At 51.4% G+C, this 16,080-nt stretch carries 13 protein-coding genes; all 13 read right to left on the minus strand.

Annotated features, from left to right (window positions below; translation table 11 throughout):
• Nucleotides 1–12: 12 nt before the first annotated feature.
• The 13 genes from MHB80_RS25335 to MHB80_RS25395 all read right to left on the minus strand — a co-directional run bounded on the left by MHB80_RS25335 (nucleotide 13) and on the right by MHB80_RS25395 (nucleotide 15,812).
• Complete coding sequence (locus MHB80_RS25335; RefSeq protein WP_341279559.1) at nucleotides 13–1,446, minus strand: sugar phosphate nucleotidyltransferase; 1,434 nt, start codon at nucleotides 1,444–1,446, stop codon at nucleotides 13–15.
• Between the two features lie 212 nt (nucleotides 1,447–1,658).
• Nucleotides 1,659–2,648, minus strand: coding sequence for a glycosyltransferase (locus MHB80_RS25340; protein ID WP_341279560.1), 990 nt, complete (start codon nucleotides 2,646–2,648; stop codon nucleotides 1,659–1,661).
• Between the two features lie 27 nt (nucleotides 2,649–2,675).
• A complete protein-coding gene (locus MHB80_RS25345; protein ID WP_341279561.1) occupies nucleotides 2,676–3,983 on the minus strand; it encodes an oligosaccharide flippase family protein in 1,308 nt (435 codons plus the stop codon).
• Between the two features lies 1 nt (nucleotide 3,984).
• Nucleotides 3,985–5,322, minus strand: a complete 1,338-nt coding sequence (locus tag MHB80_RS25350; protein WP_341279562.1) for a UDP-N-acetylglucosamine 1-carboxyvinyltransferase — start codon at nucleotides 5,320–5,322, stop codon at nucleotides 3,985–3,987.
• A 201-nt stretch (nucleotides 5,323–5,523) separates the two neighbouring features.
• Entirely contained in the window at nucleotides 5,524–6,399 is an 876-nt protein-coding gene (gene murB, locus MHB80_RS25355) for a UDP-N-acetylmuramate dehydrogenase (RefSeq protein WP_341279563.1), read from the minus strand.
• Between the two features lie 103 nt (nucleotides 6,400–6,502).
• Entirely contained in the window at nucleotides 6,503–7,804 is a 1,302-nt protein-coding gene (locus MHB80_RS25360; RefSeq protein WP_341279564.1) for a glycosyltransferase, read from the minus strand.
• Entirely contained in the window at nucleotides 7,797–8,957 is a 1,161-nt protein-coding gene (locus MHB80_RS25365) for a glycosyltransferase (protein WP_341279565.1), read from the minus strand. Before MHB80_RS25365 ends, MHB80_RS25360 begins: the two co-directional genes overlap by 8 nt.
• Entirely contained in the window at nucleotides 8,954–10,453 is a 1,500-nt protein-coding gene (locus MHB80_RS25370) for an O-antigen ligase family protein (RefSeq protein WP_341279566.1), read from the minus strand. Before MHB80_RS25370 ends, MHB80_RS25365 begins: the two co-directional genes overlap by 4 nt.
• Nucleotides 10,454–10,457: 4 nt before the next feature.
• The gene (locus MHB80_RS25375) at nucleotides 10,458–11,597 is read right to left on the minus strand and encodes a glycosyltransferase family 4 protein (RefSeq protein ID WP_341279567.1); all 1,140 of its coding nucleotides are present in this window, start codon (nucleotides 11,595–11,597) and stop codon (nucleotides 10,458–10,460) included.
• Nucleotides 11,598–11,683: 86 nt separating this feature from the next.
• Entirely contained in the window at nucleotides 11,684–12,349 is a 666-nt protein-coding gene (locus MHB80_RS25380) for a sugar transferase (protein ID WP_341279568.1), read from the minus strand.
• The gene (galU, locus tag MHB80_RS25385; RefSeq protein WP_341283074.1) at nucleotides 12,346–13,263 is read right to left on the minus strand and encodes a UTP--glucose-1-phosphate uridylyltransferase GalU; all 918 of its coding nucleotides are present in this window, start codon (nucleotides 13,261–13,263) and stop codon (nucleotides 12,346–12,348) included. Before galU ends, MHB80_RS25380 begins: the two co-directional genes overlap by 4 nt.
• A 1,138-nt stretch (nucleotides 13,264–14,401) precedes the next feature.
• A complete protein-coding gene (locus MHB80_RS25390; RefSeq protein WP_341279569.1) occupies nucleotides 14,402–15,079 on the minus strand; it encodes a CpsD/CapB family tyrosine-protein kinase in 678 nt (225 codons plus the stop codon).
• Nucleotides 15,060–15,812 (minus strand): Wzz/FepE/Etk N-terminal domain-containing protein, encoded by a 753-nt coding sequence (locus MHB80_RS25395; RefSeq protein ID WP_341279570.1) that lies wholly within the window; start codon nucleotides 15,810–15,812, stop codon nucleotides 15,060–15,062. Before MHB80_RS25395 ends, MHB80_RS25390 begins: the two co-directional genes overlap by 20 nt.
• Nucleotides 15,813–16,080 lie beyond the last annotated feature (268 nt).

Below are 16,080 nucleotides of genomic sequence, written 5' to 3' on the forward strand. Positions count from 1 at the left end.
CTGTTAGCTCCTTCAAATCATGCAATATTGCATAATGTCATTCCAATCCGCTTCCAGCCTGACGCTCTCCTCTTCTACAAGCTGCGTTCCTCTCATCACCTCGATCATTTCCATTGGTGTCCGGGCAAGCAGGCAGTGTCTGCTGCCCAGAGGGATGTTGATAATGTCGCCAGCCTTTACAGTCCGCAGCTGGTCATCGAGCATCATTTCGCCTTCGCCGGACAAAATCGTCCACACCTCGCAGCGATTGTTATGATAGTGATAGCTGAAGTTTTTCCCTCTATCGAGGCAGACGCGCTTTGTCATGACCTCGCTGCCGTCCGGATATTTCAAATAATCAAGCACGATATAGTAGCCCCATCTGCGTTCCTCGTACATCGGGCGCTTGTCGCGATTTTTCAGCACTTCTTTAATACGCGGGCTGGATGCCTTGTCGGACACCAGAATGCCGTCAGGACTTGCAGCGACGATGGCATTTTTGATGCCAAGAATCGTAATCGGAATACCAAGCTCGTTAATGACATGCGTATCCGTTGCAAGCTCTGTTGTAATATGCTCGCCAAGCTCCGACGTTCCCATCTCTTCCGTCAGCGTGTTCCAGGTGCCAAGGTCTTTCCAGCAGCCGTCAAAAGGAAGCACGGCAACCTGCTTCGCCCGCTCCACGACCTCATAATCGAAGCTTGTCTTCACCAGCGTGCTGTATTGATTGACGAGCTCATCGTATTGAATTGGAATCCGCTTCTCGATCAGCAGATTAATTAAATAGCCGAGCTTGAAGGCGAACACGCCACAGTTCCAAAGCGCTCCGCGCTGCATCAGCTCGGATGCCGCATCCTCGCGCGGCTTTTCAGTGAAGTGCCGGACAAGCCGGTACGAGCGGGCGTTGCCTGTTTCTGTGTCAATCCCTTCCGCTTCCATGACGTCGCCTGCCGCATTAATAATCAGCTTAGGCTCGTCAGTCTCCGGCACGATGTAGCCGTATTTTTCCGATGGGAAGGTCGGTTTGACGCCCATCAGCGCCATATCGCAGCCAGAATCGTGAATGACCTGCGCAAGCTCGCTTATTTTATGGAAGAAGGCATCCTCCACATAGGGGTCAACCGGGAGAATCGTCACGACTTCATCCAGGCTGACTCCGGCAACGGAGTACAAATAAACCGCTGATAATGCGATAGCCGGGAATGTGTCCCGCCGCTCCGGCTCAATAATGAGCGGCACCGACAAGCCGGCATGCACGCGAATCATTTCCTCCTGCGCCTTGCCGGCGGCGATATAGGATGAGCGTTGCAGGCCTGTCTCGCCAAGCTGGCGCCATACCCGCTCGACCATCGATTCCTTTAGCCCGCCGGGCCCATCCAAAATTCGCAAAAATTGCTTCGACCTTGCATCATTAGACAGCGGCCACAGCCGTTTACCTGAACCGCCCGATAAAAGAATCAGCTTCATTGGTTTTGCTCCTCCTTTTGCATGTGAAACTGTGGTGAAAGAAATGCTGCGCTGCACAAGCGTAAACGGCTTTGCCGTCCTCTGGCGGTAATGCTAACGTTTCGCGGTGAAATATAAGCCAAGTATAAAGAGAATACTTATACTTTCTTATATTTTGAAAAGCTCCGCTTTTTCACCACGCTTCAAAATGCTTGAATATAGCGGCACTAGCTTTACGCCGCTTTCTCTACCTTTTTCTTCACCTGCCGCAGCAAGAGCAGCATCGACAGCATTGCTTTTTTGCCGCCCTCGAAACGGGTCAGCACAGCCAGCAGCCCCGATAACACGCTGCCTCTTGCCGTCCAATTTTGCTCCAGACTGAGCTGCACGAGCCGCTTCGCCTTATCCATGTCCCGCTCATTTACAATGGCGGAAACGCCGAGATTAAACAGCTTGAGCGCGAGGCGCTTCGATCTTTTTAGGAAAAATAGGGCATGCACGCCGTAGCGGTCAATCAGGTCGCGCCCTTCGCGAATACGAAGCTCAGCGCACTGTCTGCCCAGCTCAGCAAGATATTGCTGCACCATCATTTTTTCAACGGAGCCGCTTACGCCGTCAGGCAATGTGTATCTGCGATACAGCAGCTTCTCGACGAGCGCAAACTCCGTGACGAGCCCCATCCGCAGCCATAAATCGTAATCCTGCGTGAACTTGAACAGCTCGCGGTAGCCGCCCGCCCGCTCGTAAGCATCGCGGCGGAACATAACCTCGCCGTGGGTGTAGAAGTTATTTTGCAGCAGCTGATCAATTCCACTGACGCCCTGCTTATACTTGTTATAAATCGTCGTTGTGTTCGTCACCTTGTTGACGTTCTCGACGATACAGCCAACGACACCAACATCCGGCCTGCTTTGCAGCACCTTTACCTGCTCCTCAATACGCTCCGGGAACGAAATATCGCCAGAGCCCTGAATGGCTACGACTTCGCCCTTGCTCTGATTCACCGCTTCAATGACCGAACGGGTGAAGCCGCGATTGCTGTGGCTGATCAGCCGAATGCGCGGATCTTCAAAAGCTTCCAGCGCCTGCAGCGTGCCGTCCGTCGAGCCGTCATCAACCAAAATAATTTCCGTATTCGCATACGTCTGGTCAAGCAGGCTTTGAATCGACTCCTTCACTTGATTGACCCGGTTGTAATACACCGTGATGATCGATACCAGCATGTCCTCATCTCCGTTATCTTTGGCCCTTTAGCGGCTTCGCAGCTTCATGAAACGAACGCCGATTGAGCCGATTTTACTTTTGATTTGCGCCCAGTCCTCTTTGTTTAAAATTAAAAGCCTGCTCAAACTGATTGATTCACGCCTTGCGTAAAAAATAATAAAAGCGACGCCCGCATACATGTAGCTGATGCTGGAGGAAATCGACGCCCCAACCGCCCCGTATTTGGGAACGAGAATGAAATTAAGCACGACGTTCATAATGAGCGCAATAACCGATACCCGCAGCGAGAACAGCGGCGCGCCTCTGCCCGACAGGTCCGAATGAATCAGCTTGAACAGCACCATGGCGATAATACCCGGCAGCAAGTAGCGAATAACCTGTCCCGATTCGGCAAAATCAGCGCCATACAGCAGGCGGATAAACAGCGGCGACATGAACCAGAAGAAAACGCCGAACACGATAAGCACAGGCATAATGACGCGTATCAGCTTCGCCGTCCGTTCTACTGCCTCCTGACTGCTGCTGGAGCTTGCGCTGCGTGAAAATAAAATGAGCCCAATAGCAGCAGGCAGCTGCCAGATCAGCTCTGCTAGATTCGTGCCAACCGAATAAATGCCGACCTCGATGACATTCGTGAACCGCTCCAAAATAATGACGTCCACCCGGTAATTAAGCTGAATAATGAACAGCGCAAGCGCAAAAGAGAAGCCCTGCCGCATCATCTGCTGCGGAATGGGGTGAATATATTTGAACTTGAATTTCACTTCGCCCAGCAGCAGCTTCATGGAGTAGCCTAACGTGAACGCCGCCATCAGCAGCTGTGTCAGCGCCGCTCCGAGTACTCCCATGCCAAGCGCCCAGACGAGAATGAGCAAAATGATGAAATTAAGCGCCGTCTTAATAATTTCCACTTTATTAATGCTGCCAATATTGCCTTTGCCCTGCATAATGCCGCGTAAATATTGAATCGCTAGATTAACGGGCACCGTCAGCGTACAAATGACAAGCAGCTCCCAGCTGTACTCTCCTCCATACTGGAGCAGCAAAATACCCATAACGACAGCCACGCTAAGGGAGGAGGAGATTAACCACATAAATAATAAGGTCGATACAATATCGTTATAGTTAAATATTTTTTTACCGATGAGATAAGCAGCCGCCTGCCGGATGCCAAGATCGGCGATTGTCACAACGAGCGTAGGGATGACGAGTATGGCCGTTATCATCCCTTTGCCTTCGGGACCCAGCAGCCTTGCTGTCAGTACCGAAACGATAAAAGCTCCGAATAATACAAGCAGCCGGGTGCCGATCGTCGTTAAAATCTGGAACAGCATGCTAGTGGTTCACCTTCATAATCTGCGCGCCCAGCGCTGTGAAAATTTCGGTGAAGTTGCCGTAGCCCCGCTCCAGCTGATACAAATTCGTAATCCGGCTTGTCCCAACAGCCGCCAGCGCAGCAACTGCAACCGCCGCTCCGCCGCGAATATCGGTTGCAACAAGATCGGTTCCATACAGCTCGTCTACGCCGTGAATGACCGCCGTCTGTCCCGCTGCCCCATTGACGCAAAGGAAGCCGCCATCCTTCACCTCGATGTTCGCGCCCAGCTTGTTCAGCTCGTAGCAGTAGGAGAAGCGTCCGTCGAGAATCGTCTCCTTGAGCTCGCTCGTGCCGCTTGCATTCATCATCAATACGGTATGCAGCGGTTGAATATCGGTATGGAAGCCCGGATAAGCAGCCGTCGTGACGTTCACTGCTTCCAGCGGCCGATTCCATTCCACATAAATGCCGTTGTCGATCTCTTCTATTTTCAGGCCCGCCTGCCGCCATACGGCTACTTCGGACTCCAGGATGCGGGTCGTTGCATTGCGAATCGTTGCCGAGCCTTTCGTTGCACCAACTGCCGAAATAATCGTTGAAGCGATAATGCGGTCGCTCATCACCGTAAAGTCTGCGCGGTGCAGACGCTCTACGCCCGTAATTTGCAGGCTGTTCGATGACAGCCATTCAATATTTGCCCCCATATCGCTGAGCAGCTTGATGACATCCAGCACCTCGGGATTGCGGGCGGCATTATGCAGCTCAACAACCGCATTCGAACGAACGGATGCGAATAAAACATTCAGAGTCCCGCCAAAGGTTGGATACGGAAATGTAATAACCGTCCTCGCCTTCGGCTGGCTCTCGCGCAAGTGAAGCCCCAGCTCGCTCTCCTCCATCGCGAAGCCAAGCTCCTGCAGCGCGCTGACGTGCATGTCATGCTTGCGGCTGCCAATGTTGCAGCCGCCCGGCAGCGGCAGGAACAGCGAGCTGCGCCAGTGCGCCGCCGCTCCGAGCAGCAGCAGGGAGTGGCGGATTTTGCCCGCCAGCTCGGCATTCAGCGTGCCGCCCATCCACGCGCTGCCCTTGCAGTGAAGCTCGTCGCCTTTGATTTCCACGTTTGCGCCGGAATCGTTCAGCAGCTTGATCAGCTTGGCTACGTCATTCAGCTCAAGCGGCACATTATGAAGCACGACCTCCTCATCGGAGAGGCAGGCGGCCACAATAGCGGGCAGCGCCGAGTTTTTGGCACCGGGAAGCGACACTTCACCTGAAAGGGGATAACCTCCCTCAATTAATAAATAAGGCTCCGAAATCCTTTTTGTGCCGAGCGCTCTTGAATGAGCTTGTACCATATGCTTTCTCTCCCTTTTTAAAGGGGGCAGAAAAAGGAACATCGCTGCGCGAAAAGGCTAGTTTCCGACCGCTGTTGCAACTTCATTTATTGAATCAACCGCTCTAGCGGTATAAATCAAGCTGCAAAAATCGGACGTTCCACTTCTCCAACCAGCCTTTTCACTCCTCTCGCCTTTTCACTCACCCTTTTGTTTTTTTATTTATACGAACAACACTTCTGGCTCCATTTGGATGCCGAGCTGCTTGGCTACTGTCGTCTGCATCAGCTCAATGAGCCGCTTTACGTCGCTGGCTGTTGCACTGCCTTGATTAATGATCCAGTTCGCGTGCACCGTACTAATCTGTGCGCCGCCAATAACAAATCCTTTCAACCCGACCTCTTCGATCAGTCTGCCAGGATGCGGGCCTTCGGGCGGGCTTTTGAAGGTGCTGCCCACCGTTTTGACATTGATGGGGAACTTGCCCTTGCGGATATCCGCCGCCCGCTTCGTTGCTTCCATCACCTGCGCTGAATCCGTTGCGGGTTCAGCCCGGAAGCGCGCACTCACAATAATGTGGCGCCGATCCAGAAACCAGCTCCGGCGGAAGGAAAACTGCAGCTCCTCGGCGCTGCTCGTAATCACCTCGCCCGTGTCGCTGACATGCGTGACACTGCTGACGACATCGCCGATTTCCTTGCCGATGCAGCCAGCGTTCATGACAAGCCCGCCGCCTACACTGCCGGGGATGCCAGCCATAAAATCAAATCCGGCGATGCCTTCGTTCGCCATGGAATACGCCAGCCTTGGCAGCGCTACTCCAGCTTCGGCGTACAGCTCGCCATCCTTAAGGCCGTATTCCTTCAATCCTTTGCCGACATGCATGACGACGCCATCAAAGCCCTCGTCGCCTGCAAGCACATTCGAGCCATTGCCGATAATGAGCAGCTTCCAGCCAAAACGCTCGCAAATCGCCGTTACAAAACGAATATCCTCCACGCTTTTCGGAACGACGTAATAACGGCAAGGGCCGCCAACGCTCATCGTCGTAATGCGGCTCAGCGGAACATTCGCTTCGTGCACAATATGTTCGAACAAGCTCTCCACTCCTCTGTCCTCGTCTTTTTCGATTAATATCGCTGCATGATAGGGCACAGCTAGCACAAATACAGCAGCTGGCCGCTGATGCTAGGCTGCAAGACTACGCTTTGCTGCCCACGCTGCGAGCGGCTTTGCTAGTTTTACTGCTTCTTGGTGAAGCAGGTGTGCCCAGCGCCGCTGCTCCTGGCAAGTTCGCTGCCCGCAGCGCCTCAGGTGCGCCTGCACCTTTGATATGCGCCTCCACGACGGCAAGCATCGTATCAATGCGCGATTCCCAGTCATGCTTTTTCGCTTCGGCGACGCGATCCATGATCAACTGCTCGTAATTGCCAAGCAATCCCTCATTCAGCGCCAGCCCCAGCTGCTTGTCGAAGGCATCAGCATCTGCCGCAACATAGCAGTAGGAGTAATAATCCCGAACCGCTGGCAGCGGCGTCATGACAACCGGCTTGCCTGCTGATAAATATTCAAAAAATTTCATCGGAAACATATTCGTCGTGTATTCGTTAATGACGTTTGGCAGCAGGCAGGCATCGAAGCCTTTCAAATAACCCGGCAGCTCGCTGTACGGCTTCGGCCCGATCAAATGAATGTTCGGCGTCTGGCCAAGCCGATCTGCATCGGTCCAAGGATCGCCCTCTCCTACTTGTCCAATGAACACAAAATGCACATGAGGGTTGCGGGACGCGACCTTTTCGATTAATGCCAAGTCCAGCTTGTAGCCGCTAATGGCTCCAATGAAGCCGACCTTGGGGCCCTTCATCTGCAAAAGCTCCGCGGGAATGTCCGTATCCGGTGACAACGCCTTGTTAAAATGATTGAATTCCGCTACATTCGGGCTGTAATAGGTGCTTTCGTTAATCGCCTTGCGCGTCTCATACAGATTGGGAGCCGTAGCAAACACGACATCAACATCCGCCACCAGCCGCGCTTCCTGCTCCTTAATAATTTGCTCGGGCATGCCGGGCTGCGCGGAAATTTCATCTACACAGTGGTAAACCGACAGCTGCTCGCGCATATTCAGCAGCGGCTGCGTCAGCGGATTGTATGTCCACAGCACGTAATCCTCCATCCCAAGCTTCCGGGCGAAATGCAACACACACTGCCGGACAATAAAAAAGTTCAGCTTCCGAACGAAGCTGAACCGCTGATAGGGGATGACGACTGGCGACCATACCCATAGATTTGTTTTTTTCTGCTGCAGCCCGCTAAAAAATTGACTGAGCCGCTTTATAATGCGCTTAATATCCTTGCCATTGCTTGAAGGCTTGCGGAGGCCGAGCGAATTCAGATACAGCACCTGATGTCCGCGGCCCGCAAGCCTGTCGGCAATATGCTGCTTATTCGTCCAGAAGGGGTTGTCCCAATCGGCGGTTGACACAATAATAAATGGCTTAGACATGCTGCTTCTCTCCAATATATTGTTTATAGAGCTGCTCCAGCTTCTCCGTCTGCAAGCGCAGATCGAACTGCTGCTCAACAAAGGCGCGGCCATTTTGTCCAATGGCTGCGCGCAGCGGCTGGCTGGTTACGAGCATATCGAGCTTTTCTTCCAGCTGGGCGGCGCTGCGCTCCTCTACCAAATAGCCGGTTTTGCCATTTTGCACCGCATCCTTAATACCTCCGCTGCTGGTGGCAACAACAGGTAGACCCGTTCCGGAAGCTTCCAAAATGACCATGCCAAGCCCTTCCTGATCGCCATCCTTCGCCGTTACGCTCGGCAAACAGAAAATATCCGAATCGCTGAGCCGCTGCAGCACCTCATGGTGAGGTATGCTGCCAAGGAACGTCATTCGCCCGCTCCCGGCTCCCGATGCAGCAAGCTCGATCAGCTCCTGCCTCAGCGGTCCGTCTCCGGCAATGACGAGGCGCACATGCTTGCGCCGGGCTGCCAATCGGTGGAACGCTTCAATTAAATAGGCGATGCCCTTCTTCTCGGTCAGCCGGCCAACGGTCATAATCGTAATCGTGTCACGTTCCGGTGCTTCCCGATAAAAAACTTTATTCAAATCGATGCCGATGTAATGGATTTTGATCTTTTGCTCGGGCACGCCATGCGCCATCAGCTTCTGCTTAATATGGTTCGATACGGCAAGGAACAACGTCGTGTCCCGCACAAGCCGCTTAAACTTCACATAATAGACGAGCCAGGAAAGCGGCCCAGGCATCAGCTTCGGGAGCCGTGTAATATCGTACCCGTGAAACGTAGCGAACAGCGGAATGCCGCGCTCCTTGCAGACGGGAACCGCATATACCGCATCTACCCCGAAGTGGGCATGCACAAGCTCAATCTCGCGCTGCTCAACGATCCGGTTAATATGACGAGTCGAGGTCAATGTCAGCGTGTAAAGCAGCTTCGTCAGCTTCTTCTGGAGCGACGACCCTGCTGCGCCCACAATTGTGTTAATGCTCCATTGATTAGGGAATTTATCGCGATTCGCGACCTCCCGGGTAATGACCTCCACCTGCACATTCCGATATTGATTCAGCTGCTCATAAATAAACGTTTCCGATGCAGGCAAAAAGGTATTTCTCAGTACGCCAATCCTCATCATTTCCCTCCAACTTCTGCCGTCTGCGGCGTCAAAGCCCGCTCCTGAACCGCTTGGCCATTGCCGCTCCCCGCCTGTTTTCCGCTCTGGCTTCTAATATCGTTGCTGCTTCGCGCTTCATCGCTATCCTCCCGCTGCTCATACAAAATAAGCCCCGCAAGAAAGAAAAACACGGAAGCGACCCGCAGATCATGCAGGAAAAAGTTATCAAACATTCCTTGCACGATAACGAACAGTGCTGCTCCTACTACACAGCTGTCGAGTGCCGAGCCCGTGCGATAATAACGGCGGATGCCGCGCCACAAAATGCCGAAAAGCAGCAAAATGAGGGCAATCAGTCCGAACAAGCCGCTCCAAGTCCACATAATGACAAACAAATTATGCGGCGGATATTTGCTGCTGAAGCCGACTGTCGCTGCGTAAAAAGGAAAAATCCGCTCCCAGCCGCCATAGCCAAGGCCCAGCAGCGGATGCTCGGCAAAGTTTTGGAAGGTGAATTTCCAAATGTAGGTCCGGGGATCGCCTTCGATCGCATCGGCATTCAGCCTGCTCGTCAAGTTCGTAATAATGTCGCCTGTAACGATAAAAGGTATGATTGCTGCGGGTATAACAAGCAGCAGCGACAGCTTGAACAGCTTTTGCACACGGAACCGGATGCACACATAAGCCAGCACCACAATGCCAAGCGCGAGCACGCCGGCTCGTGATTGCGTCGCCAGCATAGCGCCTAAATAAATGAAGCAGATGCCGAGCTGCAGCAGGCCGCCCTTGCGAAGCAGCAGCGACAGCGCAATACAAAGCATCATGCCGAAAAAAACCGAAGCCACATTCGTATTAACGAACAAGGTTCCCGCTTTAAAGGGGTCCAATATATTAGCTTTAATATCTACATTAATCAACGCCGCCAGCGTATTCGGCTCGATCAGGAAGCTCGCGATCTTCGACCTTAAAAATTGCAGCTCCTGGTCAGGCGCAATAATAAAATAAATGTTCAGCAAGCCAATCGGCAAATACACATGCTGAATACCGCGCAGCGTCTGCTCAACGGAGAGCCCGCGAGCCCGGTAATAGTAGCCCGCAAGCATTGCGAGCAGACCTATGATGGAATAGGCAATCAGCTTAAAGCCGAGTACCCGGTCCGGGGCATAAATAATGCCCACCGCCATCGCGATTAGCAGGGCGACATAATATTTAACAAGCCGCTGTGTGCGAAAATAATGCATCAGCTTTCCTTGCGACGCCGAGCGCAGCAGAAGCATAACCAGCACGAGACTCGACAGCGTTACCGAAACCGCAAGCGGCAAATACAACTGGTAGGCCAGCAGCGCCGGGATGACGACATAATAAACGGCGTCTTTCCTAATCGCGACATAAGCGAGCGCTCCAGCAGCAACGAACAGCAGCACGTAAATATGCTGCACGGAAGCGAGGCATATAACGCCCAGTGACAGCAGCATTGCGGCATAAAGCGCCAGCTTGTTCGGCAAACGGGCAAGCATCGAGCTAGGCCTGCACTTTCATCGGATTAAACCGTTCATTAAAGCTGCCGCTGACAATGCTGGAAATGTGGTACAAAAACGCCTCCACCGAAAACTGCTGGGCGTTCTGGCGGCAGTTGGCATCCGTAATCATCCAGGACAGCAGCTCAAACTGCCGTACCGCGTCAATAACCGATTCCGCATCCTGCTTCTCAAAAAACAAGCCGGTAGGATTGTTTTCGCCCAGTCCTTTGACGATATCCTGAGCACCGCCCTTGCCGTAGGCAATAACTGGCGTTCCCGCTGCCTGAGCCTCGACCATGCTAATGCCGAAGTCCTCTTCACCTGCGAAAATAAAAGCTTTGGCCTGCTGCATATGCTTAAGCAGCACAGCATTCGGCTGGTAGCCAAGCAGCTTGACGTTCGGCGTTGCCAGCTGCTTCAGCGTCTTCATCTCCGGACCGTCGCCAATGACGATCAGCTCCTTGTCCGGCATTTTGGCGAAGGCCTCGACGACCAGATCAATCCGCTTATACGGTACAAGACGCGAGGCGGTAAAATAATATTCCTTCCGATCGTGATTAGAATGATTGCCGAACGCCTTCACTTCAACCGGCGGATATACAACCTGTGCCTGGCGTCGATAAATTTTGTGAATGCGCCGGGCGATATAAGACGAGTTCGCGAGAAACACGTCCACTCCGTTCGCTGTCCGCACATCCCACATGCGAATTTGATGCAGCAGCAGCTTGGATACGAGCTGCTTCAGCTTGCCCAGCTCGCTTAAATATTGATGCTGCAAATCCCAGGCATAACGGATCGGCGTATGCACATAGGAAATATGAATTTGATCAGGCCCCGTAATAATGCCTTTCGCAACCGCATGCGAGCTGGAAATGATGACATCATAGCCGGATAAGTCAAACTGCTCGACCGCTAGCGGCATAAAAGGAAGATAGGTTTTGTACATTTTTTTCGCAAAAGGCAGCTGCTGAATAAAAGTTGTAATTGGCTTTTTTCCCTTCAGCATATGGCGGTCCTTCTCTTCCAGAAAATCAATTACACAGAACAGGTCCGCATCAGGGTAAATATTCAGCAGTTGTTCCACTACCTTCTCTGAACCTGCATAGGTTACCAGCCATTCATGAACGATAGCCACTCTCATAGGGCAACTCCTTTGTCTTATGGCATATAGGGGAAAGCTGCGTGAAAAGGTTGGTCTCCGCTAATCCTTTTTGCCATTTTTTAATTTCAATAAGCGCCTTTACGCAGCAGCACAATAATGACTGTGCGATATAATATTTTCAGATCCAGCCATACGGACTGGTTGTAGACGTAAAAAAGCTCCAGATCGACGCGCTCAGGATACCCAACGTCGCTGCGTCCGCTTACCTGCCAATAGCCGGTTACTCCCGGCTTGACCGATAGGAAGGGGACCGCCTTCTCTCCGTATTCCTTCAGCTCGTCACGCACGATCGGGCGCGGTCCTACCAGACTCATCTCGCCCTTCAGCACATTGATGAGCTGGGGAAGCTCGTCCAGGCTCGTTTTGCGCAGGATGCTGCCGATTTTGGTTACGCGTGGATCTTCGGAGGGATCAAGCTTGTAGCTGTTGTCGATATATTTTTTGTACAATACCGGGTCGGCGCGCAGCCGCTGCTCGGCATCATGCAGCATGGAACGAAACTTGATGATGCTGAACGTATTTCCCTTATGTCCAATCCGCTTCTGCTTGAAAAATACCGTGCCTTTCGGATCGCTGATCTTAATGAGCAACGCGACGAGCATGAACACCGGAAGCAGAAAGACAATTCCCGCAATCGAGCAAACGACATCAATAATCCGCTTCGCTGCGGCTTGCAGCGAGAGAGTCAGCGTGCGGGTTTCCGACTTGTATTGTGGCCGATTTACACTCATACGCTATCCCTCCTCAGTGCTTGGAGCTGGCTGGCCTGCTGCTGCTCGACAATTTCCTCAAGCGCCGTCATCAGCGGAAGCTTAAGCTCCTTATTGCGCAGAGCGAAGTCGATCGTCGTTAAAATAAAGCCAAGCTTTTCTCCGACATCATAACGTTTGCCTTCAAAATCATATGCAAAAACGCCTTCGCTTTCATTCAGCTTTTGAATCGCGTCTGTTAATTGAATTTCATCGCCGGCACCCTTCTCCTGAAGCTCCAGAAAATCAAAAATTTCCGGCGTCAGCACATAACGGCCCATAATCGCCAAATTGGACGGGGCATGTCCTGGCTTCGGCTTCTCGACGAAACGGTTGACCTGCACGAGCCGGCTGCCTTCTACTTCCATCCCTACCGGATCGACAATTCCATATCGCTGCGTCTGATCGACAGCTACGGTCTGAACACCGATGACCGATTTGCCCGTCGCATCATATTGTTCAATGAGCTGCCTTGTGCAAGGCACCTCGGATTCGACAATATCATCGCCAAGCAGAACGGCGAATGGTTCATTGCCAATAAATTTGCGGGCGCACCATACAGCATGGCCGAGCCCTTTTGCTTCTTTTTGACGAATATAATGGATCGTTACATTGGAGGAACGCTGTACCGCTTGCAGCAGCTCCAGCTTTCCTTTCTCAATCAACGTATGCTCGAGCTCAAATGCGATATCAAAATGGTCCTCAATGGCCCGCTTCCCTTTGCCTGTTACGATAATAATGTCTTCGATACCGGATGCGATGGCTTCTTCGACGATGTATTGAATCGTCGGCTTGTCGACAATCGGCAGCATCTCCTTCGGCATTGCTTTCGTTGCAGGCAAGAAGCGCGTTCCAAGTCCAGCTGCAGGAATAATTGCTTTTGTCACTTTTTTCATCATCCATCACCCTATCCTTCTTCGATTTTTTTATTTAATTTGGAAGCAGTTCATGGGAGTTAAAAGTTCCAGCTATACTCTCGTGTGTCTGGCTCCTCTCCTATACATGATCGTATAGCTCGAACTTCTAAATGCTTTCACTCCTTTTCGCCCGTTTTTCTGCACGTAATAGTGGGGAGGAGTTCGGTGAAAGGGAATCGGCGCTGCGTGAAAGGTTTGGATTACGATCGCCATTGCCCTTTGATTTCTTTGAATTAAACCGCTCAGCGGTAGAAATCAAAGGACAAAAGCGAACGCTACGCTTCTCCATTCCAAACCTTTCACTCCGCTTGCCCCTTTCACCTAAACTCCTCACTAAATTAAAGGGCATCTAACCCCTCCTCACCCCACACCACCGACGCTCAACGTCTAAGGCCGTTCGCGGCCCACAGCATGATCGAGTGCCTCCAGTGATATAGGTGCAGGAGACATTACCCAAGGTGAAACGGCTGTCGCCATCCTTTGGCGGCGCGGCGCGTTTCATTCCGAGAAATATAGAGAAAGGATGAGGAAATCATATACTTTCCTATATTTCAAGGTGAAACGGCTGTCGCCGTCCTTTGGCGGCGCGGCGCGTTTCATTCCGAGAAATATAGAGAAAGGATGAAAAATCATATTCTTTCCTATATTTCAAGGTGAAACGGCTGTCGCCGTCCTTTGGCGGCGCGGCGCGTTTCATTCCGAGAAATATAGAGAAAGGATGAAAAATCATATTCTTTCCTATATTTCAAGGTGAAACGGCTGAAGCCGTCCTTTGGCAGCAAAGCTACCGTTTCGCGATGAAATATAAGCCCATTAATAACCGTGAAACTTATTAATTCTTATATTTTCAAAAAAACAAATGGCTAGCAGTTGTTGAATCACTTCAATTTCGGTTTAAAAATAGTGATGAAAATGGCGGAACGGAATGAAAGGCTTGAGCTGGAGAAGCGTAGCGTTCGTTTTTACCCTTGCATTCCCCCCTATTAGGGGGCTCATTCGAGGAATGCAAGGGTAATGGCGATCGGAGGCCAAGCCTTTCATGCAGTGGAGCCTTTTTCATTCACGCTTTTAAAATAACAATTAAGAGATTAAAAATACTTAAAACGAAGCCTCAAACTCACTGATAGTAATATAAATACCCTTCCGAGCTGCTCCGCTTGATTTTATTGAGCACTACCCCTAAAATCCTCGCTTTCACATGCTCCAGGCTCGCCTTCGCTTTAATCGCGGCTTCCTTCTTCACTGTGCCGGAATCGATGACGAGGACGACGCCGTCGGACTTGGATGCTACGATTTGCGCATCCGTCACGACCATGATCGGCGGGGTGTCGACAATGATAATGTCGTAATGCTCCTTCATTTTTTCCAGCAGTTGGTCCATTCGCTTGGATGCCAGCATCTCCGAAGGATTCGGCGGAACCGGACCTGCTGGTAAAATGCTGAGCCCGCTCACCGAGGTGGTCTGAATCGCGGCCTCCCATTCCTTCTGATTGCTCAGCACCGAGGTTAATCCAACCTGATTGGATACTCGGAACAGCTGATGCTGCGTCGGCTTGCGCATATCGGCATCAATCAGCAGCACCTTCTTGTTCGACTGGGCATAGGTGACGGCAATGTTCGCCGAGGTTGTGCTTTTTCCTTCATTCATCTTCGTGGAGGTCACCATCAGGGTGCGAATTTCTTCCTCCAAATTGGAGAAATCAATATTCGTTCTAAGGATGCGGTAAGCCTCCGATATCGGCGACTTGGGGTTCGTTTCCGTAATGAGCGGCCAATTAGGCTTCGAACGTGACATTATTTTTCCCCCTCATCGGTTGGTCTATCGAATTGTCCTTGTGCTTGCCTAGATCAACCTCGCGGATTTTCGGAATGAGCGACAGCGTCGGCAAGCCAAGCACCGCCTGAATGTCTTCCTCCGTCTTAATCGTATCGTCGAGATAATCGAGCAGCAGTGCGAATCCAATGCCTACCAGCATAGAGAGTGCAATCGCAATCGCAATATTCACCGTCGGCTTAGGCGACACAGGAGGAGGAGTGAGCGTATGATCGGCTTCGTATAAAATCGACACATTATCAACCTGCATCAAGCTTGGCAGCTCCTGCATGAACACCTCCGATACCGCATTCGCAATGTTCGCGGCCCGGCTATAAGAGGAATCCTTAGCCGTGACCGACATCACCTGCGTGTCGTTGACCGAGGTTACGCTAATCCGTTCAATCAGCTCGCCTGCCGTAAGGCCAAGCTCAGGATGCTTCTGGGCAACCTTGTCCATCACCCTCGGCGTTCTTATAATCTCCTTGTACGTCTTCACCAGTTGAATGTTGGAATTGATCGTGCTTAAATCCAGCTTGGCGATAATATCGTTTTGACTGCCTGTCTGATTAACGATCAGCTTGGTCGACGCCTCAAATTCCGGCTGTTGAAAAAAATAAGAATAGATGCCTGTCGCCACTCCTGCTATGCAGACGAGTACTGCTATCAACCAAATTCTTTTTTTCACAACATGCCAATATTGTTTTAATTCCAATGCATTTACCTCCATTTGAAAATTATTCAAAACGCGACCTTTTTGATAAAAAAAAGAGGTGTCTACTACTTTCGCCGCCCAGCCGCCCGGCCCTTATAAGCAACTTTCAGCATCGGGCGAGCAGCCATTTTGCACCTTTCTCTATCCTTCGACAGTTTTATCCCTTCGCGAAATTACTCGATATGAGCTTTTTCGACTTGATTATATTCATAAAGAATAACTTTTTCAAGCTGTTTTGAAAATTAGTTTTCTGAGTTTTCAAAACATT

It is taken from the genome of Paenibacillus sp. FSL H8-0537 (assembly GCF_038051995.1).
Lineage (GTDB): Bacteria > Bacillota > Bacilli > Paenibacillales > Paenibacillaceae > Pristimantibacillus.